This window comes from Nonomuraea sp. NPDC048901 (assembly GCF_040649695.1).
GTDB lineage: Bacteria > Actinomycetota > Actinomycetes > Streptosporangiales > Streptosporangiaceae > Nonomuraea.
This window is the reverse complement of sequence record NZ_JBEZFW010000029.1, coordinates 32057-52642: the sequence shown is the minus strand read 5'-3', so window position 1 is coordinate 52642 and position 20586 is coordinate 32057. Positions and strand designations below refer to the sequence as shown.

Annotated in this window: 16 protein-coding genes and 3 tRNA genes; 8 read left to right on the top strand and 11 right to left on the bottom strand. The window is 70.2% G+C overall.

The window, feature by feature from the left end:
• Positions 1 to 124 precede the first annotated feature (124 nt).
• Positions 125 to 622: a DUF2087 domain-containing protein gene (locus AB0C30_RS53780; RefSeq protein WP_357959431.1), complete on the top strand. Its 498-nt coding sequence runs from the start codon at positions 125 to 127 to the stop codon at positions 620 to 622.
• On the opposite strand, the gene AB0C30_RS53775 is transcribed toward AB0C30_RS53780, so the two are convergent.
• The 7 genes from AB0C30_RS53775 to AB0C30_RS53745 are packed head-to-tail and all read right to left on the bottom strand — an operon-like array spanning position 619 to position 10057.
• Positions 619 to 2223, bottom strand: coding sequence for a beta-N-acetylhexosaminidase (locus tag AB0C30_RS53775; protein WP_357959428.1), 1605 nt, complete (start codon positions 2221 to 2223; stop codon positions 619 to 621). The two genes, AB0C30_RS53780 and AB0C30_RS53775, sit on opposite strands and share 4 nt — an antisense overlap.
• Positions 2224 to 2234: 11 nt before the next feature.
• Positions 2235 to 4172, bottom strand: coding sequence for an NPCBM/NEW2 domain-containing protein (locus AB0C30_RS53770; RefSeq protein WP_357959425.1), 1938 nt, complete (start codon positions 4170 to 4172; stop codon positions 2235 to 2237).
• 10 nt (positions 4173 to 4182) lie between these two features.
• Positions 4183 to 5727 (bottom strand): alkaline phosphatase D family protein, encoded by a 1545-nt coding sequence (locus tag AB0C30_RS53765; RefSeq protein ID WP_357959422.1) that lies wholly within the window; start codon positions 5725 to 5727, stop codon positions 4183 to 4185.
• Positions 5724 to 7052, bottom strand: coding sequence for a sugar ABC transporter substrate-binding protein (locus AB0C30_RS53760; RefSeq protein WP_357959419.1), 1329 nt, complete (start codon positions 7050 to 7052; stop codon positions 5724 to 5726). Before AB0C30_RS53760 ends, AB0C30_RS53765 begins: the two co-directional genes overlap by 4 nt.
• 10 nt (positions 7053 to 7062) lie before the next feature.
• A complete protein-coding gene (locus AB0C30_RS53755) occupies positions 7063 to 7872 on the bottom strand; it encodes a carbohydrate ABC transporter permease (RefSeq protein ID WP_357959416.1) in 810 nt (269 codons plus the stop codon).
• Between the two features lie 8 nt (positions 7873 to 7880).
• Positions 7881 to 8762: a sugar ABC transporter permease gene (locus AB0C30_RS53750; protein WP_357959414.1), complete on the bottom strand. Its 882-nt coding sequence runs from the start codon at positions 8760 to 8762 to the stop codon at positions 7881 to 7883.
• Complete coding sequence (locus tag AB0C30_RS53745; RefSeq protein ID WP_357959411.1) at positions 8759 to 10057, bottom strand: glycoside hydrolase family 36 protein; 1299 nt, start codon at positions 10055 to 10057, stop codon at positions 8759 to 8761. The genes AB0C30_RS53750 and AB0C30_RS53745 overlap by 4 nt, the downstream gene beginning before the upstream one ends.
• Before the next feature lie 166 nt (positions 10058 to 10223).
• Between AB0C30_RS53745 and AB0C30_RS53740 the strand changes: the two genes are divergently transcribed.
• Positions 10224 to 11375, top strand: coding sequence for an ROK family protein (locus AB0C30_RS53740; protein WP_357959407.1), 1152 nt, complete (start codon positions 10224 to 10226; stop codon positions 11373 to 11375).
• A 29-nt stretch (positions 11376 to 11404) separates the two neighbouring features.
• Here the strand turns inward: AB0C30_RS53740 and AB0C30_RS53735 are convergent, their stop codons facing one another.
• Positions 11405 to 12382, bottom strand: a complete 978-nt coding sequence (locus tag AB0C30_RS53735) for a helix-turn-helix domain-containing protein (RefSeq protein WP_357959578.1) — start codon at positions 12380 to 12382, stop codon at positions 11405 to 11407.
• A gap of 34 nt (positions 12383 to 12416) precedes the next feature.
• On the opposite strand from AB0C30_RS53735, the gene AB0C30_RS53730 reads away from it, so the two are divergent.
• The gene (locus AB0C30_RS53730; RefSeq protein ID WP_357959404.1) at positions 12417 to 13196 is read left to right on the top strand and encodes a phytanoyl-CoA dioxygenase family protein; all 780 of its coding nucleotides are present in this window, start codon (positions 12417 to 12419) and stop codon (positions 13194 to 13196) included.
• A gap of 9 nt (positions 13197 to 13205) precedes the next feature.
• Here the strand turns inward: AB0C30_RS53730 and dusB are convergent, their stop codons facing one another.
• Positions 13206 to 14315, bottom strand: coding sequence for a tRNA dihydrouridine synthase DusB (dusB, locus tag AB0C30_RS53725; RefSeq protein WP_357959401.1), 1110 nt, complete (start codon positions 14313 to 14315; stop codon positions 13206 to 13208).
• Positions 14316 to 14396: 81 nt separating this feature from the next.
• Between dusB and AB0C30_RS53720 the strand changes: the two genes are divergently transcribed.
• The 5 genes from AB0C30_RS53720 (at position 14397) to AB0C30_RS53700 (ending at position 16101) form a co-directional block, all read left to right on the top strand.
• The gene (locus AB0C30_RS53720) at positions 14397 to 15032 is read left to right on the top strand and encodes an ACT domain-containing protein (RefSeq protein ID WP_357959398.1); all 636 of its coding nucleotides are present in this window, start codon (positions 14397 to 14399) and stop codon (positions 15030 to 15032) included.
• 38 nt (positions 15033 to 15070) lie between these two features.
• A tRNA-Gly gene (locus AB0C30_RS53715) sits at positions 15071 to 15142 on the top strand.
• Between the two features lie 14 nt (positions 15143 to 15156).
• Positions 15157 to 15230, top strand: a tRNA-Cys gene (locus tag AB0C30_RS53710).
• Position 15231: 1 nt separating this feature from the next.
• Positions 15232 to 15306 (top strand) — tRNA-Val (locus AB0C30_RS53705).
• A 204-nt stretch (positions 15307 to 15510) separates the two neighbouring features.
• Positions 15511 to 16101, top strand: coding sequence for an HD domain-containing protein (locus tag AB0C30_RS53700; RefSeq protein WP_357959395.1), 591 nt, complete (start codon positions 15511 to 15513; stop codon positions 16099 to 16101).
• Between the two features lie 190 nt (positions 16102 to 16291).
• On the opposite strand, the gene AB0C30_RS53695 is transcribed toward AB0C30_RS53700, so the two are convergent.
• Together AB0C30_RS53695 and AB0C30_RS53690 are read right to left on the bottom strand one after the other, a co-directional pair.
• Entirely contained in the window at positions 16292 to 17179 is an 888-nt protein-coding gene (locus tag AB0C30_RS53695) for a PhzF family phenazine biosynthesis protein (protein WP_357959392.1), read from the bottom strand.
• Between the two features lie 383 nt (positions 17180 to 17562).
• On the bottom strand, positions 17563 to 20583 hold the full coding sequence (locus tag AB0C30_RS53690) for a BRCT domain-containing protein (protein ID WP_357959389.1): 3021 nt from the start codon (positions 20581 to 20583) through the stop codon (positions 17563 to 17565).
• Positions 20584 to 20586: the final 3 nt, after the last annotated feature.

The following is a 20586-nucleotide window of genomic DNA, read 5'->3' as shown; positions in this document are numbered from 1 at the left end:
CGCGTTCCTTTAGTCTCCGACAGCTAAGTTCGTCATAAGGTCATGACAATGTCTCAAGATCGGGACATTTGGTGGGAGTCCCGCCGCAGGCGTCGATCCGGCGATCATGGGACAAAATAACCGAATGAGCGATGAAGAGAACAGGCGCGTGCTCGGGCTGCTCGCCCAGGACGACACGCTCCGGGCGTTCGCCTCTCTGGTGCTCGGTGTCACCGACGGGCTGTCGCCGAAGGTCCTCGCCCGGCTGGCCGCCGGTGGGCTGGCCGTACGGGGCGAGGACGGAGCGTGGCGGGCGGCGCCGGAGAAGTTCCGTGAGCTGCTCCGGGCACGGGCCGCCGAGCCCTCGGACGAGGTCGGCGCCGAGGAGCGGCTGCTCCGGACGTTCCTGGTGGACGGGCGGCTGACGACCATGCCCACGAAGCGGGACAAGAAGCTCGTGGTGCTGCGCTACATCTCGCGGGTGTTCGAGCCGGGCGTGCGCTATTCGGAGAAGGACGTGAACGTGGCGCTGCGGGCCTTCCACGATGACTACGCGGCGTTGCGCCGCTATCTGGTGGACGAGGACCTGCTGTCGAGGCACGACAACGTCTACTGGCGCAGCGGCGGGCCGGTCGAGATCTAGCTCCGGAGGTTGCTGGTCCAGGCGTCGATCTTGGCCTGCCACCGCGCGCGGTCCTCCGGGCGGCCGGGGACACCGGGGCGGGTCTGCCAGGGCAGCGGCCCCGACTCCGGCCGGTACTCCACCCCGATCGCGGCCAGCCGGGGCAGGTGGGCCGCCAGCCGTACGCGGAAGTCGGCCAGATCACGGGCGGGCGGACTCCACACCGTCTCCGCGAACGCCGCCACCCTCGGGAAGGCCATGTAGTCCATGTGCCGGTTGGAGTCGATCAGTTCGCTCCACAGGCCGCACTGCGACCCGAGGACCCGCGCCTCTGCCGGATCGTCGCGCAACTCCTCCGGAACCGGGTCGAAGGCATACACCTCCTCCAGCGTCAGCACGGTCCCGAACGGCACCGGCTCGTCCTCCCCCGGCCCCTGCCGGTAGTCGAAGTAGACAGAGGTGTTGGGGCAGGTGATCACGTCGTGCCCGGCGCGGGCCGCCGACACCGCCCCCAGGTCGCCGCGCCAGGAGGCCACCACGGCGCCCGGCGCGAGACCGCCTTCCAGGATCTCGTCCCAGCCCACCAGCCGGCGGCCGCGCTCGGCCAGGTAGTCGTCGAAGCGGCGGATGAACCAGCTCTGCAGTTCCTCCTCGTCCCGCAGCCCGAGCTCGCGGATGCGGCGCCGCGCGGCGGGGCTGTCGCGCCACTGGTCCTTGCGGCACTCGTCGCCGCCGACGCACACGTACGGGCTGGGGAACAGCTCCAGCACCTCGTCGAAGACGTTCTGGAAGAAGGCGATCGTGCTCTCCTCGACGTTCAGCACGTTCACCCCGACGCCCCAGGTGGTGCGCACCTCCAGCGGGGTGTCGAGGTTGCCCAGCTCGGGGTAGGCGGCGATGGCGGCCTGGGTGTGACCGGGCAGGTCGATCTCGGGCACGACGGTGACATGCCGGCGCGCCGCGTAGGCCACGATCTCCCGGATGTCGTCCTGCGTGTAGTAGCCGCCGTGCGGGCGGCCGTCCATGGCGCCGTTCCAGCCGGTCTGGCTCTCCTTGCGCCAGGCGCCGACCTCGGTCAGCCGGGGGTAGCGCTTGATCTCGACGCGCCAGCCCTGGTCGTCGGTGAGGTGCAGATGCAGCACGTTGAGCTTGTGCAGGGCCATCAGGTCGATGAAGCGCAGCACGTCCTGCTTGACCATGAAATGTCGGGCGACGTCGAGGATGCAGCCGCGCCACCCGAACCTCGGCTCGTCCGCGATCAGGACGGCCGGCAGCACCAGCGGCCCGCCCGCCGACGCCTTCCTGAACGCGGCGGGCGGGAGCAGCTGCCGCAGGCTCTGCGCGCCGTAGAACACCCCCGCCGGGCCGCCGCCCTCGATCACCACGCCGTCGTCGGCCACGCTCAGCCGGTACGCCTCGGGCGGCAGATCGTCGCGGAGCCCGAGCGTGATCGTTCCCGAGCCCGGCCCCGGCAGCAGCTCCCCGCCGACGACCGGGCTCAGCTCGCCCCGCAACCAGGAGGCGACCTCGCCCAGCGGCGGCGACGCCGTCACCGAGGTCTCCCGATCGAGGACGAACCGCCCCTGCCGGATCTCGTACCGGACGGGCTTGGGAACGATCATGAGCTCTCTTTCTACTGGCAGGTGATAGAGGCGTCGGCGAAGTCGGCGTGGTCCGACGTCGCGTTGTCGCCGCCGTTGGTCGCGACCAGCCGGACGTAGGTGGCGCCCTTCACGGACGCGATGACCTTCCTGGCGGGTTGCGCGCCGGTGACGATGCCCGAGTGGGCGACCCGGCCGCCGTCGGCCCAGACCTCGAGGTCGGCCGAGCCCGCCTGGCCCACCTCGTCGTCGATTCCGGCCTGGAACTCGACGGTCGAGCAGCGGCCGGCGGTGTAGAACTCGATGTCGGCGGGCGCGTGGGCACCGAGCCCCTTGGCGTACGTGACCCCCTCGATGGTGATCGGCTTGCCGTCTCCGGCGGCCTTCTCGCCGTTGCTGGTGTCCTTCTCGACCGGGCCGAAGTAGTTGGCGACGCGGGTCCAGGGCAGGTCGCTCAGGTACGTCCGGCCGGAGCCGGGCGCCCGCGCGACCTTGACGACGGCGGTGGCCGCGGACTTGGCGGCGGTGGCCGAGAGCTCGTAGTCCTTGAGCTCGGCTCCGGCGGGCGGTGTAACCGCCCACTTCACGGTGAAGCTCTCGCCGCCGTCCAGCCGCCCGGTCCTGGTGGCCGTGCGCGCCCTGGCCCGCCACCCTTCAGGTACGGCCAGCGCCACCTCGACGTCCCGCAGCCGGTCCGTAGCCCCGGTGTTGGTGACCCTGGTGACGGCCTCCCGCTCCTTGCCCGGCTCCAGCACGGACGGGTGATCGTCGCCCAGGAGTCCCGGGTCCACCTCCACCAGCACGGCGGGCGGGGCCTTCTCCCGGCTCTGGCTCACCCGGTAGAGCACCGACCCGTGGGCGGGCACCTGGGCCGCCAGGTCGCCCTCCGTGGTCGTGACCGCGCCGGTCCACAGCTCCTCGACGCGGTAGCGGGCGGGCTTCAGCTTGGTGGAGATCGTCGCCGCCCGGTCGCTCTCGTTGAACAGCAGGATCGCCTGATCCCCGTTCGCCAGGGGCTTGGACAGCACGTGGTACCAGCCGTCGGAGGTCACTAACCGGCCCGGTACGCCCAGCGCGTCCTGGTCGACGGCGATCACCTTGGGGTTGGCGACGATCGCCGGCGGCGCCTTGGCCGGGTCGGCCTGGAGGATGAGCGGAGCGGCGCCGACGGCCCAGAGGCTGACCTGGGTGCGGTACTCGGCGTCGGTCATGCCGCCCCGGCCCGCCTGGACCAGGTCGGGGTCCGCCCAGCTGCCCGGACCCGCGTACTGGACCCTGAGCTGGTTGGTCTCCCAGACGTCGACCATGGTCGCGTAGCTGTCGGGCAGGGGCTTGTTGTAGACGTTGGTCCGCCAGGTGGTGGCCTTCGCCTCCTTGCCCCACAGCCACGGCACGGTGCTGCCGTCCTCGTTGTTCATCGCGAACTCGATCGCGTCGCCGAGCGCCTGGCGCATGCGCGGGTAGAGGGTCTGGGCGATCTGCTGGACGTTCTGGCCGGGGAAGTCGGCGGCGGGGACGTTGCACCAGTCGTACTTGACGTAGTCGACGCCCCAGCCCTTGACCTGCTCGGCGTCGGCGGCCTCGCTCTTGTAGGAGCCGGCGCCGCCGCCGGAGCACGCCTTGGTGCCCGCCGACAGGCTCAGGCCGAGCTTGAGCCCCTTGCCGTGCAGGTAGTCGGCCAGCGCCTTGACGCCGGCGGGGAAGCGGGTGGCGTCGGGGGCCAGGGCGCCGCTCGTACGCTGGGCGGCCAGCCAGCAGTCGTCCAGGATGACGTGGTCGTAGCCGGCCGGGGCGAGGGCGGCCAGGGCGTCGGCCGCCTGCCGTACGGACGCCTCCGAGACCGAGCAGCCGAGCGTACGGCTGCTCCAGCCCATCGGCGGCCCTTGCGGGGCGGCGTCGGCATTGCCGGGTAACGGGACGAAGGGCAGGGCGATGAGGGCCGCCGCGAGGGCGGCCGTGGTTGTGCGCATGGGAGTCCCGTCAGGCTGGGTGGAGCGCCGGGTCGCCGGGCTCGATGACGAAGGAGCCGGAGGTATAGGCGGGGGCGTAGGGCTCGGTGACGCGGGACAGCGAGCGGAAGTCGACCTTCATCTCCCGCTCGGTGAGCTTGGCCCGCACGTAGCCGCGGCGGCCGTTGAAGAACTTGACGTGCGGGTTCTCCTCGAGCAGGACCTGCGTGTTCGGGTACTCGTCCAGGCCGTTGCCGGCGCTGGTGACCGAGGTGGTGACGAGTTCGACGGCGACCGACTTGGAGGCGGGGTCCTGGTAGTCGCGCTTGATCTCGCCCGCCCAGTGGGAGTGCACGTCGCCGGTGAGCACGACGCCGTTGCGCTTGTAGTCGTCGATGGCGGCGGCCAGGCGGTTGCGGGAGGCGACGTAGCCGTCCCAGCCCTCGTTGGAGTAGCCCTTGCCCTCGCCGTTGGTCCAGTCCATCTCCATGAAGAAGACCTGCTGGCCGAGCAGGTCCCAGGTGGCCTTCGAGCCGCGCAGTTCCCCGTCGAGCCAGGATTCCTGGGCGGCGCCGAGGATGGTCCGGTTGGGGGCGAACCGCTCCAGGCAGTCGGCGCCGACGGTGCCGCTCTTGCCGGTGCAGGGGTAGATGTCGCGATATTGGCGGGTGTCTAACAGGTGCAGGTTGGCGATCGCACCCCAGCGGATGCTCCGGTACAGCTTGAGCGCCGCCCCGTCCGGCTTCTGGGCGCGGCGCAGCGGCATGTTCTCGTAGTACGCCTGGAAGGCGGCCGCCCGGCGGGCGAGGAAGGGCGGGTCGGGCTGCTCGGGCACGTCGCCGGCCCAGGCGTTCTCGATGTCGTGGTCGTCCCACACCACCACCCAGGGAGCGATGGCGTGGGCCATCTGGGACTCCGGGTCGGCCTTGTGCTGGGCGTGCCTGAGCCGGTATCCGGCCAGGTCGAAGCACTCTCCCCCGGCCTGGTCGCGCACCGGGTACTTGTAGTCGCCGTACTCATAGATGTAGTCGCCGAGGAAGGCGATCAGGTCGGGCTGGTCCTCGGCCATCCTCCGGTAGGGGGTGAACCAGCCGGTCTGGTAGTCGGCGCAGGAGGTGAACGACAGGTTGAGCGCGCGGCTGCGGGTGCCGCGGGCGGGGCTGGTCAGGGTGCGGCCCACCGGGGAGATCTCGCCGGCGGCCTTGAAGCGGTAGAAGTACTCGGTGCCGGGGTTCAGGCCGTCGAGCTCGACGTGGACGCTGTGGGCCGCCTGCGGCCCGGCGATCTCGGCGCCGCGCCGTACGACATGGCGGAAGTTCTCGTCCTTGGCGAGCTGCCATTCGACCGGTACGGGCCGCGACGGCATGCCGCCGAGCCCGTCGAGGGCGACGGGGTCCATGGCCAGGCGGGTCCACAGGACCACGCCGTCGGGGGCCGGCTCGCCGGAGGCGACGCCGAGCTGGAAGGGGTCGGAGATCGGGGCACGGCGGGCCGCCGCGCGCACGGGTGAGGCACCCAGTGCGGCGGTCAGTCCCAGTCCGGCGCCCCCAGCGAGGAGTGAGCGCCGGCTGATCATTTGACGGTCGCGTTCCCTTCCGTGACGGCCTGGTCGGCGGCCTGCTTGGGGTCGAGCTTGCCGAGGTACATCTCGTTGAAGATCTGGTTGAGCTTGGTCTCGAAGCCGGTGAACCCGGTGGTGACGGGCAGCGGGAACGTGGTGCCCTTCGACTCCTCGACGAACGGCGAGACGTCGATCTTCTTCTTCTGCCAGTAGTCGACGTAGCCCTGGGTGAGGCCGTTGAGCGCGGGGAGGATGTAGCCGTCGGCGGCCATCAGTTTCTGCGGCTCCTCGCTGCCGAGGTAGGCGGCCAGCTTCATGGCCTCCTGGGGGTGCTTGCTCTTGGTGTACACGGCCTCCGACAGGCCGTTGAGGTTGACCGCGCGGCCGGCCGGGCCCTCGGGCATGAGGGCGACGCCCATCTCGAAGTTCGCCTCCGGCGCGACGTAGGGCAACAGCGCGTTGTTGGCCGGGAACATCGCCACCTCGCCCGCCTTGAACATGTCGGTGGCCTTGCCGGTCGGCGGGTTCGTCTGGGTCGCGGGCGGCGAGACGTGATACTTGTTCACCAGGTCGACGCCGAACCGCAGGGCCTGCACGGAGGCGTCGTCGTTGAAGGCGTACTTGCCGAACGGCTGGTCGAGCAGTTTGCCGCCGTTGGAGTTGACCCAGTTCATCCACTGGGTCTGGTAGTGGTTCCAGGAGGCGAAGCCGTAGGTCTTGACCTTGGCCGGGTCGAAGCCCGGGTCCTCGGGGTGCTTGCCGGCCTCGTCCACGGTCAGCTTGCGGGCGATCTCCAGGAACGTGCCGGAGCCGTCGGGCTTCCAGGTGAGGCTGGCCGGCATCTCGACACCGGCCTTCTTGAACAGATCCTTGTTGTAGAGCAGGCCGACGATGCCCCAGTCCTTGGGCACCCCATACAGCTTGTCCTGGTAGGTAAACGACCCGACCACCGTTGGATGAAATTTCGTGGCATCGAGCTTGAGGGGCGACATGTCGGCCAGGACGCCCTTGGTGACGAACTCGGGGAACTGCGACGGCGTCATCCAGAAGACGTCCGGCGCCGTGCCGGCCACCGCGTCGGCGGTGAGCTTGGTCCAGTACTCGTCGTACGGCATCAGCTCGATCTTGACGTCGATGTTGGGGTTGGCCTTCTCGAAGGCCGCCATGACCTTGTCGTAGCCCACCTTCTGCTGGTCGTCCCAGAGCCGGTAGGTCAACGTGACCTTGCCGTCTCCGCCGGTTTCACCGCCGCCGCCCGAACCGCAGGCGGTCAGGGTGAGCGTGGCGGCGGCCAGCAGTGTCACGGCATGGCGGAGCTCGCGTATGCGGGGGGATCGCATATGACCTCTCTTACTTGAGGCCGGTGAGGACCACCGACCGGACGATGTACTTCTGGAAGAAGATGAAGATCGCGATCATCGGCACCAGCGCGATCAGGCCGCCGGCCATGATCAGGTTGTAGTCCACGCCGATGCCGGAGTTGAGGGTGGCGAGGGCGACCGTCATGACCTTGGTGTCGTCACCACTGGTGATGATCAGCGGCCAGATGAAGCTGTTCCACGACGAGATCACCGTGATGATCGTCAGCGTGCCGATCGCGGGGCGGCAGAGCGGCAGCAGGATCCGGGTGAGGATCTTCAGCGGGCCCGCCCCGTCGATCCGCGCCGCCTCTTCGAGCCCGGCGGGCAGGCCGCGGAAGAACTGCCGCATCAGGAAGATCCCGTACGGCGTGCCCAGAATGTACGGCGCGAGCAGGCCGTACCACGTGTTGACCAGGCCGAGCTCCCGCATGATCAGGAACAGCGGGATCATCGTGACGGCGCTGGGCACCATCATCGTGGCCACGTACAGCCAGAAGAGCACCTCGCGCCCGCGAAAGCGCAGCCGCGCGAACGCGTAGGCGGCGAACGTGGTGAACACCAGCTGGCCCAGCGTGAGCAGCGCGGTCATCACCACCGTGTTGAGCAGGTAGCGGGGGAACTCGCCCCCGAGGAGCTTGGTCAGGTTGGCGGTGGTGGGCGGCAGGCCGGGCACCCACGGCTCGGTCGAGTTGAGCTGGCCCTGGGTCTTGAAGGCGGTCAGCACCACGAGCAGATAGGGGAAGACGGCGACGAAGGCGCCCAGGGTGAGCGTGGCGTAGAGCAGGATGCGCTTGGTCATGACGTCCTTCAGCTCATGTCGTAGGTGGTGCGCTTGCCGAAGAACCTGACCTGCACCAGCGTCACGGCCAGGATGACCGCGAAGAGCAGCATCGACAGCGTCGAGGCGTAGCCGAAGTCGAACTCCCTGAACGCGGTGCCGAAGATCTTGAAGTTGATGACCTCGGTGCTCTGGCTGGGCCCGCCGTTGGTCATCACGAAGACGGTGTCGAAGACCTGGAAGGCGCCGATCAGGTTCGTCACCATGACGAAGAACATCGTGGGGTTGAGCAGCGGCAGCGTCACCCGCCAGAACCGCTGACGCGGGGTGGCGCCGTCGGTGGCGGCCGCGTCGTAGAGCTCCCTCGGGATGCCCTGCAGCCCGGCCAGGAAGAACAGCATGTTGTAGCCGGTGTACTGCCAGACGTTGACCAGCGCGACGGCGGGCAGGGCCCAGGTGGGGTCCGACAGCCAGTCGGGGCCGGTGACGCCGATCACGGCCAGGGCGCTGTTGATCGCGCCGTCACGCGGGTCGAAGATCCAGTTCCAGACCAGGCCCATGACGATCGGGGTGGCCATCCATGGCACCACGAACAGCGAGCGGAACACCCTGACGCCCTTGATCCGCTGGTTGAGCAGCAGGGCCAGCACCAGCGCCAGGACCGTCTGCAGGGGGATGCAGAGCAGCACATAGACGACGGTGATCCCGAGGGAGTGCCAGGAGTCTCCGTCGCCGGCCAGGCGGCGGTAGTTGTCCAGTCCGGCGAAGGTCGGGGGCGACAGGAGCTCCCAGTGGAAGAAGCTCAGCACGAAGACGATGACCATCGGCAGCAGCAGGAAGGCGAGCACACCCAGCAGGCTCGGGCCGATGAACAGGTAGGCGTGCCAGTCGCGCCTCCTCCTCACTCTCATGACGGCTCCGTCGTGGTGGGGACCATCAGGCGCCGGGTGGTCTCCAGGCCCCAGTCGTCGAGCGCCGCGATCGGGTCGCTGGAGCCGCGCAGGCCGCCGGTCGCCTCGATGTGCGCGGCCCACTCCTGCCTGGCCTCCACCTCGGGGCGCATGATGATGCAGTCGGGGTCGTTCACCCACCAGCGGGCGTGCAGGAACTCGCGGGCCGCGCCGGTCAGCCGGGCGCCCAGCTGGGACGGCTGGCTGATGTCGCCCGACTTCGGGTGCAGCGTGGGCGCGATGTCCGGGCTGACCCGCATGATGTCGACCAGGCCGAGGCTGGGCAGCATGGGCGCGCCGCAGCCGTGCAGGGTGGCGTCCGGGCCGGCGCCCTCGCGGATCAGCTCCAGCCCGCGCCGGTAGGCGGCGATCGGGTCGAGGTCCTCGTGCCTGCGGCCCGCCAGCGCCCCGGCATAGATGAAGTCGAGCTTGAAGTGGGTGATGCCGTACGCGGCGAAGGTCCTGAACACCTCGACCAAGTGGGCGGCGGCATCCGGGTGAGTGACGTCGAGCACCGCCAGGTCCTGGTCCCACATGCGGCCCGCGTGGGCGCCGCCGACCAGCCAGTCGGGGTGCTCGCGGAAGATCCGGCTGCGGTGGCCGACCAGGAAGGGCGCGGTCCAGACGCCGGTACGCCGGCCCGCCTCTCCCAGGGCTTCCGCCACCTTTCGCAGCGAGCCGAAGCCGGGGCGCGGGTCCAGCCAGTCACCGATCTCGGCCTCGTAGCCGTCGTCGACGAGGAACATGTCGGCGCCCAGCCCGTGCCGCTCCGACAGGCGGAGGTTGTCCAGGACGTCGTCCTCGGTGACCTTGCCCCAGTAGCCGTACCAGGTGCACCACATGGGGGGCACGGCCGGAAACGTCCTGGGTGCGTAGCCCTCGGCCATGCCCGCTGCCCAGGTTTCCAGCGACTCGCCGGTCAGGTGGCGTACGGGCCCGTTCGCGCTCACGATCAGGCGCCCGCCCTCCTCACGCGCCCGGATGGAGGGCACCTCCAGGGGGCTCGGCGCGGACCACAGCTCCAGCGGCGCGCCGCCGCCGGGGTCGATCGCGAGCAGCCCCTCACCCTGGAACACCCCGGCGGGCACCGGCGTCTCCGGGCGGTAGCAGAGGATCTGGATGTTGTCGTCCGCGGGCCTGGGCGGGGTCTCGCCGAGGCGGTAGGCGCCGGTCGGGCTCCACGACTGCCACCCGTGCTCGAAGACCCGGGCCTGCCCTGGCTGATGGACGACCTCGCCCACGTCTGCGAACGACATCAGACCCTCAATTCCTGTTGATCTACTTACGAAGGAGCGCTTCATTAGTAGCACCGGGTCTTGCGGAGGGTCAATGCCCGATTCTGTGCAAAATTGCCGGTGTTGAAGCAGAAGCGAACGCTGGCATAATGGCGAGTTACAGAGGACACCTACGTTAGGGGCGGCGATGGCGAACCTGCGCGGCGGCGACCTGTCCCGGCTCAGGCAGCTCAACTCGCTGACCGCGATACGGGCGCTGCGCGGCGCCGGACCGCTCACCCTCTCGGCGCTGGCCGAGCGGACGGGGCTGTCGCGGCCCTCCATGAAGGAGGTCGCCGACGAGCTCATGGAGCTGGGCTGGGTGGAGGAAGTACCGCCTTCGCCGGGCACGATGGGCCGGCCGGCCCGCCGCTACCGGTTCCGCGCTGACAGCGGCTGCCTGGTCGGGGTGGACATAGGCGGGCACAACGTACGGGCCGCGCTGTCCGACCTCGACGGCGAGATCCTGGCCGAGACCCGGCAGCCCGTCCTGCCGGACGCGCCACTGGAGGAGCGCCTGGCCGCCATAGACCGCGCGGTCTCCGGCTGCCTGGCGCTCAGCGGCAGGTCGGCCGCGGACCTCTGGACGGTGGCCGTCGGCACCACGGGCGTGCTCACGCCGGAGGGCCGCATCGCGTTCTCGGCCGCGATCCCCGTCTGGACGGGCCTCGACCTGGCGGCCAAGCTGCGCGAGATGTTCCCGTGCCAGGTGCTGATCGAGAACGACAGCCGCCTGGCCGCACTCGCCGAAGCCCGCCGGGGCGCCGCGCAGGGCGCTCGGGACGTGGTGTTCCTGCACGTCGGACGGCGCATGGGCACCGGCCTCATCATCGACGGCAAGGTGCACCGGGGCTTCGGCGCCGCCGCCGGCGAGATCGTCATGCTGCCGGAGGCCCGCTGGTACGACGCTCCCGAGCACCTCAACGGCTGCGAGGTCGTGCCGGAGGGCACCGCGCCCGAGGACGCGGCGGGCTACACGCTGGCGGCGGCCCGCGACGGCCACCCCGTCGCCCTGGCCGCGGTCAACCGCTACGTGGACGACCTCGCGGTGGGAACGGCGGCCATGGTGCTGGTGCTGGACCCGCAGATGGTGGTGCTGGGCGGCGGCTTCTCCCGCTCGGCCGACGTCCTGCTGGCGCCGCTGCGGGAGCGGCTGGAGCGGGCCTGCATGCGGATGCCGGAGGTACGCGCGTCCACGCTGGGGGACGAATGCGTGGTGATGGGGGCCATCGACTACGCCGCCGACCACCTGGACAGCGAACTGTTCACCTCCGACGCACCGCTGACGCCGCTGCGCTGACGCGTTCGGCCTGTCAGGCGTGCGGCTTGTTAGGCATTTGACCGGCGGAGACGGGAGCGGAAGTCGCGGGGCGGCATGCCGTACTCGTGGCTGAAGGCCCGGCTGAAGTGGAACGGGCTGACGAAGCCCGACGCCGCCGCGACCTGGCCGACGTCCATGTCCGTGACCTCCAGCAGCCGGGCCGCGTGCCGGATCCGCGCCCTCCGTACGGCCCGCATGGGCGGGTGGCCCGTCTCGGTCGTGAACAGGTGCGCGAACCGGGAGGGCGACAGGGCGACGGCCCTGGCCAGGGAGGCGACCGAGTGGGGCGCGCCCGGTTCGGCGGCGATGAGGGCCAGCGCCCGGTGGACCCGCGCGTCACCGGGCTCCTCGGCACGCCGGGCGTCGCCGACCGGCCGCGCGGCGGCGGTGGCCAGCACGATCACCTCCTCGACCGCGTTCAGCACCAGCTCACGGGCGGGGCCGGAGACGGCAACGGCGGGCGCGTACTCGCGCGCGAGGCGGGCAGTGGGCGCCTGCGCGGGACGGGCGGCGGGCGCCTGCGCTGGGCGGGCGGCGGGCGTGGGCTCGCCCAGGGAACGGACGGCGGGCGGGAGCCAGCGGGCGTTTCTGGCGGCGCGGCCGAATGCCTCGTCGATCTGGGCGCGGGTCGGCTCGGGCACGCCTTCGACCAGGTGGCAGCCCGGAGCCCGGGCGTGCTCGGCGAGCCAGCCCAGCCAGGCCGGGCGCGGCTGGAAGTGCGCCCACCAGAAGCGCCACCGCTCCGCCCCCGGCGCGACCCGGTAGTGCTGCGCGGCGTCGGCCCCGAGCACCACCAGATCCCCCGGCCCGGCCGTGAACGACACTCCCGCCTGCTCGACCAGTCCCGCCCCGTCCTGGGTCCACATGAGCAGCCAGCTCGGCGAGCCGCTGACGCGCCGCGTGGCGTAGCCGGGCCGGTTGTCGAAGTGGCCCACGATAGTCAGCTCCGCAGCAGGAACAGACATCTCCTCAGCGGTCACAGGCATACCGTTCACCGGTCCGGCTCCTTAGCGTGAAGGTATGAGGCTGACAGATTTCCATGATCGAGGGTTCGTCCTGGTGCCCGGTCTTCTGGCCGCGGATGAGGTGGTGGAGCTGCGGGAGGAGTTCATGGCGCTGCACGCCCGGGGCCCGATCCCGGGTCACTTCTCCCCCAAGCCGCAGGATCCCGGCCAACCGTACGACATCCTGCGCGACTACCCGCGCGTCATGCACCCCCACCAGGTGAACGACGTCGCGCTACGGTACCTCCTCGACGCCCGGATCGCCGCCGTGCTCCGCGACCTGCTCGGGGAGGAGCCGATAGCAGCCCAGAGCATGTTCTACTTCAAGCCGCCCGGCGCGCGCGGGCAGGCGCTGCATCAGGACAACTTCTACTTGCGAGTCGAGCCGGGCACGTGTGTGGCCGCCTGGGTGGCGCTGGACCGCGTCGACCGGGCCAACGGCGGCCTGGAGGTGGTGCCCGGCACGCACCTGATGGACCTGTTCTGTCCCGAGGAGGCCGACAACAACGTCTCCTTCACCAAGGACTACGTCCCGCCACCGCCGGGCCTCGAGCGGGTGCCGGTGGACATGGATCCGGGCGACGTGCTGTTCTTCAACGGCAGCCTGGTCCACGGCTCCGAGCCCAACAGCACGGCCGACCGGTTCAGGCGCAGCTTCATCTGCCATTACGCGGGCCGCTCGGCCGAACGCATCTCCGCGTACTACCCGACGCTCACGATGTCGGGCGACCCGGTCCAGCTCCAGCCCGCCACCGGCGGCGGCCCCTGCGGCACAGAGGCGGCCGGCCCGCACTAGATAGACAGCTCAGCCGCCGGATATATCCGACTCAGCGTCCGACGGCACGACACAATCCCACGGGTCGTCCAGCCAGCCGTCCGGCAGCAGCACCTTGCCGCGCTCGCCCGACTTGCCGCGCGGGGTGTCGGTGTTGGGCGGCCACGGCTGGTCGTGCTCCAGCTTGGCCAGCCCCTCCCGCAGCCCGTCGAGCGAATCGGCGGTGGCCAGCTCGCGCCGCAGCTCGCCGCCGACCGTGAACCCCTTCAGATACCAGCCGACATGCTTGCGGAAGTCGGCGATCGCGTAACGCTCGATGTCGAAGCACTCGGTGAGCCCTTCGGCGTGCCTGGCCATCATCCCGGCCACCTCGCCGAGGCTCGGCCGTACCCGCTCCGGACTGCCGTTGAACGCGTTCTCCAGATCCCTGAACAGCCACGGCCGCCCCAGGCACCCGCGCCCGACGACCACCCCGTCGCAACCGGTCCGCGCCACCATGCGCAGCGCGTCGTCGGCGCACCAGATGTCGCCGTTGCCCAGCACCGGAACCTCCGGCACCGCCTCCTTCAGCCTGGCGATCGCGTCCCAGTCGGCCACGCCGCCGTAGTGCTGCTTGGCCGTACGCGCGTGCAGGGCGATCGCCGCGACCCCCTCCTCGACGGCGATCCGGCCGGCGTCGAGGTAGGTGAGGTGATCGTCGTCGATGCCCTTGCGCATCTTCATCGTGACGGGCAGCGGGCCGGCGTTCGCCACCGCCGCACGCAGGATCCGCCGCAGCAGATTCCTCTTGTACGGCAGCGCGGAGCCGCCGCCGCGCCTGGTGACCTTGGGCACGGGGCAGCCGAAGTTCAGGTCGATGTGGTCGGCCAGGTCCTCTTCGGCGATCATCTTGGCCGCGCGGCCCACGGTGTCGGGGTCGACGCCGTACAGCTGGATGCTCCTGGGCCGCTCCGACTCCGCGAACCTGATCATCCTGAACGTCTTGGGGTTGCGCTCCACCAGCGCCCGCGTGGTGATCATCTCGCACACGAACAACCCGGCGCCCTGCTCGCGGCAGAGCACCCTGAACGCCGCGTTGGTGATGCCCGCCATCGGCGCCAGCACGACCGGCGGCCACACCCCTATCGGTCCAATCTTCACCCAGTCAGTTGTAGCGCAGGTCAGGCCGTGACGGGTATTCGCGGATAGGCTGTGAACTGGCATCTAGTGGGGAGGGGACGGATGCTTCTGCGAGTACGCATCGCACTGCCCGACCGGCCGGGTTCGCTGGCACAGATCACCCGGGTCCTCGGCACGGTCGGAGCCGACATCACCCAGTTCACCGTTCTCGACAGGGGCGCCGGCCGCGCCGTGGACGACATCACCGTCTTCTGCCCCGACGGCACCCCCAAGCAGACCCTGCTCAAGAGCCTGCAGAGCGTCGCCGACGTGGCGGTCGAAGGCATCTGGACCACCCGAGAGGCCCCGGGCACCTACCCGGAGCTGGAGATCCTCAAATACATCACCACGGCGGGCGACAGGGCGCTGACCACCCTGGTCGACTCGCTGCCGGTGCTGTTCAGCGCCGACTGGGCCGCCACCGCCGCCGAGCGCGGCGTCATCTACGCCAGCTGGCGCGCGCCGCAGCAGGTGACGCTGCCGAAGGACGTACCATCTCGGCCCATGGCCCTCACGCTCGACGACGGCCTGCACGTCATCCACGCCCCGCTCCCGCCGCTGGCCCTCACCCTGCTCCTGGCCAGGAGCGACGGCCCGGCCTTCCACCGCATCGAGGTGCACCGCCTCACCCGCATCCTGGAGATCTTCCTCAGCCTGCCCGCGACGGAACGGAGCGTGGCCCGCCAGCTCCGCAAGTGAGCATCCGGTCAGAAAACCCGCTAGAGTTATGGGGCAACGCGGAAGTGGCTCAGTGGTAGAGCATCACCTTGCCAAGGTGAGGGTCGCGGGTTCGAATCCCGTCTTCCGCTCGGATGGGCGACTCGGTGGAGTGGCCGAGAGGCGAGGCAGCGGCCTGCAAAGCCGTCCACACGGGTTCAAATCCCGTCTCCACCTCCAAGGACGATTAGCTCAGCGGGAGAGCACTTCCCTGACACGGAAGGGGTCACTGGTTCAATCCCAGTATCGTCCACCACAGAGCAGGTCTGACCTGTTATAGCCCCAGCTCACGGCGGATGCCGAGAGTCTGGGGCTTTCTGTTGCCCCGGGTGGGTGGCCATCACCCCGATTGCGGCCCGCACCTCAGGTGAAGGCGACCAGCTCAGTGGCGAACCGAAAGGCGGACGCGACGCGGTCGTCCGGGTGGGGTGTGAGGGAGCATGCGCGTAACATACCGTTCGTGCTCGCGCCCCTGATCCACGCGCTCACCGATCCCAGCGACCCGCCTATTCGCCCTCTCCCTCCCCGGGTCGCCGCTCTTCTGGAATCTCTGGACACCCCGCCGCGCCTCGCGGCCCATTTGCGAGCGGTTCACGACGTGGCCTGCGAGATCCTCGATTGGCTCGACGCACAGCACACCACGGTGCGAATCGACCGGGAAGCCGTCCTGTTCGGTGCCGCATCACACGACATCGGCAAGATCCTGCACCTCGAAGAGCTGTCTGGACCGGGCTCGATCCATGAGCCCGATGGTTACGAGCTTCTCCGCGCCCACGGTGTCGAAGAACGACTTGCTCGCTTCGCCCGTACCCACGCCTCATGGACCGCATCCGATACGAACCTCGAGGACCATCTCGTCAGCCTCGCCGACAAGATCTGGAAGGCGAAACGAGTGGTCGACCTCGAGCAGCTCATCGTCGACCGGCTCGCCGCCGCGAGCGGGCGGCCGGCGTGGCAGGTGTTCATGGGCCTGGACGAGTTCATCACCCGAGTCGCGAACGACGCCGACAGCAGACTCGCCTTCCAATCCACCTACCCGATCAAGCCCTGACCGAAAGCGTGTCATCCAGTCCGCCAGGGAGTGAAACGCCTGCTCAGTAGGGCCCTACGATCTGCCGGTGATGGCGATTTTCATGACGTGCTGCTCCATGAGGTGATGGGCCGATCGTGCCGGGCGACCACGTCAGGTCCAGGGCTGAGGCCGGGGACCGCGCGCCGGATGGTTTCAGGCCCGTAGACCTTCACGACGCCTCGGGGAGCGCGCGCAGGGCGCCGGTGGCGACCATCGACACTCCTCCCCCGACGGTGACCCGTTCCACCACGTCGGGCGTCCCGTAGGCGGTGATGGCGATCCTGCTGGGCCGTCCGGTGAAGCGGCCCTGCGCCAGCGACAGTTCCTGGCCATCGCGGGCCCGGCCGTGCCGCATCAGGTAGGCGGCCACGCAGCCGGCCGCGCTGCCGGTCGCGACGTCTTCGAGCACACCGTCGTTGTTCCAGTGCCGGCCCTCGACGGCGCCCGCGTCGAGGACGTAGACGTACTGCGCGCCGTACCCGCCGAGGAAGCCCTCGAAGTCCGGGTGCGTGATGCGGGCTCGGGCGAGCACGTCGGCGTCGCGCACCGGTACGACGAGATAGCGCAGGCCCGTGGAGATGACCTCCGGCGGCAAGGTGTCGTCGAGGTCGGCGGCGGTGAGGCCCAGCGCCGCGGCGACCGGCTCCCGAGGGACGGTTGGCGGTAGGAGTTCGGGTCGTCCCTGGTCCAGCAGGGCCGAGACCTGGCCGGCGGTGTCGCCGCGCGTGGTGACGTCGACGTTCCTGGCGCCAAGCGCGAAACTCCAGTGCCGCTCCTCGCCGTACGCGACCCCTGCGCGTTCATGGAGTACGGCCGCCGCGCCCAGCACCGGATGCCCGGCGAAGTCGAGCTCCCCCATCAGGTCGAAGACCCGCGCGTGGACGACATCCGGCGCATCGGTGGTCCGAACGAAGATCGTCTCGAAGTGCCGGAGCTCCTGCGTCAGCCTCGCCATCTGGCTCTCGCCGAGCGGCGGAGGGTCGACGAAGACGGCGAGGCTGTTGCCGGTGAAGGGACGATCGGAGAAAACGTCCACGTGGTGGTAGCCGGTAGCCATGCGACCAGCCTAGGAGCGGCTCCCTCTATTGAGAATGGCGATATCAGTGTGGGAGACCTAATGAAGGCTTATGGAGAAGGACTTCCACATGGCCGATCTGCGCTCGTTCGCGGCGACCCTACGCGCCGGGAGCATCACGCGAGCCGCGGCGGCGCTGCGGGTGAGTCAGTGGCGATCACCACCTTTCCCACAGATACGCCAGTGAGCCCCGATGCGGCAACATGACGTGCGGCCGGCCGTGGCAGGAGGTGATGCGCCCGTCCTTTCGCTGCCACACTGCGACCATGGCTCGTGGCACAGTGAAGTTCTGGAAGCCTGAGAAAGGCCGGGGGGCGATCCGGCCGCACGATCGGCCGGGGGCGGGCGGCCGCCGGTGCACCCGGTCACCACACGTCCACGTCCACGCCGATCGCGATGGTCCGCAGGGCGCTGAAGGCCACCCAGGTACGCGTGTTGCTGTCCAGCCCATAGTTGCCGGCCTCGCCCGTCCCGGGCAGCAGGTCCAGCACGGCGCTGACGTGGCCGTACTCCGCAGCTTTCCGGGCCATATGTGCGGACTCGCGGCGCTTCGCCGCCTTGGGGAGTTTCGCGAGCCCGGCGTGCTGGGCGGCGAGATCGGTCAACTGGTCGTCGGTCGGGCCGGCGGGCCTGCCCTCGGCCGCGATCCGTTCGGCCATCGGCAGGTCGTCCCGCACCCAAGTCCGGTTGATGTCGCCCCACAGCCGGAGCAGATCCGGCTGCCCGTTGAGCGTGAGCGCGCGGGCCGCCGTCCAGTCGTCGAACCAGCGCACGCCATATTCGTGCCGCTCGTTCGGGTCATCCGGCTTGCTGCGCTCCCCGATCAGCTCGCGTACCAGCTCGGTCTCGCCCCGCCTGAGCAGGCAGACCAGCCAGGGCACACCGTGATACCGGTCCTCCGGCGTGCCGGCGCCCTCGTCCAGCACGGCGCGGGCCTCCTGCTCCCGGCCGCACTCGGTGAGCGCCCAGATCAGCGGCAGGCGGACCTCCCAGTTCGAACGGTGGGCGTCGGCCGCCTCGCGTGCGGCGGCGAACCACCGCTCGGCACGTTCATGCCGCCCCAGGACCGCGCAGGCCCCGGCGACCGCCGCCAGGTCCGCCCCGTCACTCACCTGCGCGAGATCATCGTCGGCGTAGGGGAAGACGGCGGCGGCTTCGGCGCCGAACCCGGCCGCGCCGAGCGCGAGCGCGACCCGCGCCAAGTGTCCGGGACGTAGCCGGTGCTCCGGCATCGCGAGGGCCAGGTCGCGGGCTTCGGCGGCCTCGCCCCGCCGGGCGCGGATCATCGCGAGCTGCTGGAACGTGTCGACGGTCCAGTCTTCGTAAACGGCCGAATGCTCAGCGGTCAGGTCGACGAGCGTGCCCAGGACCACCGTGATCAGATCGGTGACGGTGGCGGTGTCGGGCGGCGGCCACGTCCCCACCACCTTCGCCGTGCTGCCACGCCCCCGGAACGGCTTCAGCAGCAGCTCGGTCTCCGGCGAAGCCGCCCCCACTCCCGCGCGGGCGGCGTCGGGGAAGACGCTCTGGTCGCCCCAACGGAACGGCCAGGCGAAGCGGCGGTCGACGGTCCAGCAGAGCCGGCCGTCGAGATCGTCGTCCCGGCCGGGAGGCGCGATGACCGTGCCGTCCTCGAACGCCACCGCCCAGGTGTCCTCGTCCAGCGCGAACGTCGGGTCGAGCCGGAGCCGGTCGCCGAGGTCACGACCGGCCAGGAAGAGCGGGCGACGGGCGGCCGGGGCGTGGTGGAAGGGGTGGTCGGCCATGATCTCACCGGTCTCGGGACGCAGGAACCGCACCGCGTGCGCGCCGATCGCGATCAGCACGTCGTCGGCGGCCCATTCCAGGCCGAAGCCGTACTCCCACTGGCCGACGGTATGCCGGACGCCGTCCAGGACACGCAGCCGTTCGGGGGATTCACCGAGCGACCAGATCTCGATCCGCCCGACGTCGGTGACGCAGGCGGCCCGCTCGCCGTCCGGTGACCAGGCCCACGACCGGGCGTCCCAGCCGCGCGGGTTGGAGGTGGCCGCCTGTACGTTCAGGTCGTGGCGGTGCTCGCCGGTCGTCGCGTCGATGATCCCGACGGTGCCATCCGCCGGGTCCACCACCGCCAGCCGGCCGTCCGGCCCCCAGCACAGGACGTCGGCGCCCGGGTAGCCCGGGAGCTCCGCCGTCGTCTCACCCGTCAGCGCGTCGGCGATGACGAGCTTTCCGCCACGCTGGTAGGCCAGGAGCCGTTCGTCCAGGCTCCACTCGGGCGGCGGCGCGTCCTGATCCTCTTCCAGGTCCAGAGTCCAGGAGACCTGCCGCTTCTCCACGTCGAGCGAGATCGCCGCGTACGCGTCCCCCGCCTCTCCATAGACCCGGGAACCGTCGCGCGACCAGAACGCCCGGCCGAGGATGAACTCGGGCTCGTCGCTCCAGGATTCCCGCGATGGTGCGCTGAACTCGATCGGCTCCGTTCCCTCCGGGCGGGCATCCGGCGGCCCGGCGACCGAGCCCTCGTGCATCGCCACGATGACGTTGCGCAGGAAGTCCGACTCGCCTCCGTACACGAACGCGCGCCTGCCCTCGGGAGCGAAGGCCATGCCCAACGGCCTGCCGGAGCCGAGGAAGAAAGCATCGGCCATCGGCTCGCCGGCGGTGCCGAACGGGTCCCACACGCCGGTCGCGTTGGTGTTGTACTCCAGCGCGATCCGTCTGCCGTCCGCCGACCACTGGAGGCTGCGGCTGTAGTTCTCGAAACCGATCCCGCCCATGATGCCGTCGATCGCGTGGACGCAGCGGCCGGTGGCGACCTCGAAGATCTGCAGGACCCCGCCTCGGTCGTAGTCTTCGCCGGTCCAGCTGCCGACCGCGAGGTGGCGGCCGTCCGGGCTCAGTGCGTGGCCGTTCAACTGGCCGTGGTGCACGTCGGAGTGGCGCAGCGCGGCACCCGCGTCGCGGAGCCGGGCGGTCGCGAGGCGATGCGCGTCGGTGACGCCGTGGGCGCGTTCCAGAGCGTGGAGGGCGTCCCGGAGCGGTACGGTGTCGCGATCCGGGGAGAACGCGGACCAGTCGGCGTTCTTGAGGATGTCGAGGGCCTCGCCGGGTCCCATCCGCTCGTCCGGGACGCCGGTGAACGGCGGGGACGGCGGCCGGGTGCCGGGCTCCCTGCCTTCCAGCACGGCCACCAGCGCGTCCTCGTCGTAGATCGGAACGCCGCGTACCGCCGCCGGACCCGCCTTGGCGCCCGACTTCTCCCCGGCGAAGACCAGATCCGTCTTCGCCGAGACCGACGCGGTCACCTTCGCGCCCAAAAGCTCCAAGCCGTGCTTGGCCTCATCCTTCGAAACCCGGCTGAACCGCCCGGCCAGCACGATCGTGCTGCCACTGATGATCATGAC

What these genes read in the sequence shown, in the direction of transcription:
- AB0C30_RS53745 (WP_357959411.1), bottom strand. Translation starts at nt 10,057, where the DNA reads ATGTCGTTCGCAGACGTGGGCGAGGTCGTCCATCAGCCAGGGCAGGCC.
- AB0C30_RS53775 (WP_357959428.1), bottom strand. Translation starts at nt 2,223, where the DNA reads ATGATCGTTCCCAAGCCCGTCCGGTACGAGATCCGGCAGGGGCGGTTC.
- AB0C30_RS53730 (WP_357959404.1), top strand. Translation starts at nt 12,417, where the DNA reads ATGAGGCTGACAGATTTCCATGATCGAGGGTTCGTCCTGGTGCCCGGT.
- AB0C30_RS53750 (WP_357959414.1), bottom strand. Translation starts at nt 8,762, where the DNA reads ATGAGAGTGAGGAGGAGGCGCGACTGGCACGCCTACCTGTTCATCGGC.
- AB0C30_RS53780 (WP_357959431.1), top strand. Translation starts at nt 125, where the DNA reads ATGAGCGATGAAGAGAACAGGCGCGTGCTCGGGCTGCTCGCCCAGGAC.
- AB0C30_RS53690 (WP_357959389.1), bottom strand. Translation starts at nt 20,583, where the DNA reads ATGATCATCAGTGGCAGCACGATCGTGCTGGCCGGGCGGTTCAGCCGG.
- AB0C30_RS53760 (WP_357959419.1), bottom strand. Translation starts at nt 7,052, where the DNA reads ATGCGATCCCCCCGCATACGCGAGCTCCGCCATGCCGTGACACTGCTG.
- AB0C30_RS53720 (WP_357959398.1), top strand. Translation starts at nt 14,397, where the DNA reads ATGCTTCTGCGAGTACGCATCGCACTGCCCGACCGGCCGGGTTCGCTG.
- AB0C30_RS53735 (WP_357959578.1), bottom strand. Translation starts at nt 12,382, where the DNA reads ATGCCTGTGACCGCTGAGGAGATGTCTGTTCCTGCTGCGGAGCTGACT.
- AB0C30_RS53770 (WP_357959425.1), bottom strand. Translation starts at nt 4,172, where the DNA reads ATGCGCACAACCACGGCCGCCCTCGCGGCGGCCCTCATCGCCCTGCCC.
- AB0C30_RS53740 (WP_357959407.1), top strand. Translation starts at nt 10,224, where the DNA reads ATGGCGAACCTGCGCGGCGGCGACCTGTCCCGGCTCAGGCAGCTCAAC.
- AB0C30_RS53695 (WP_357959392.1), bottom strand. Translation starts at nt 17,179, where the DNA reads ATGGCTACCGGCTACCACCACGTGGACGTTTTCTCCGATCGTCCCTTC.
- AB0C30_RS53755 (WP_357959416.1), bottom strand. Translation starts at nt 7,872, where the DNA reads ATGACCAAGCGCATCCTGCTCTACGCCACGCTCACCCTGGGCGCCTTC.
- AB0C30_RS53765 (WP_357959422.1), bottom strand. Translation starts at nt 5,727, where the DNA reads ATGATCAGCCGGCGCTCACTCCTCGCTGGGGGCGCCGGACTGGGACTG.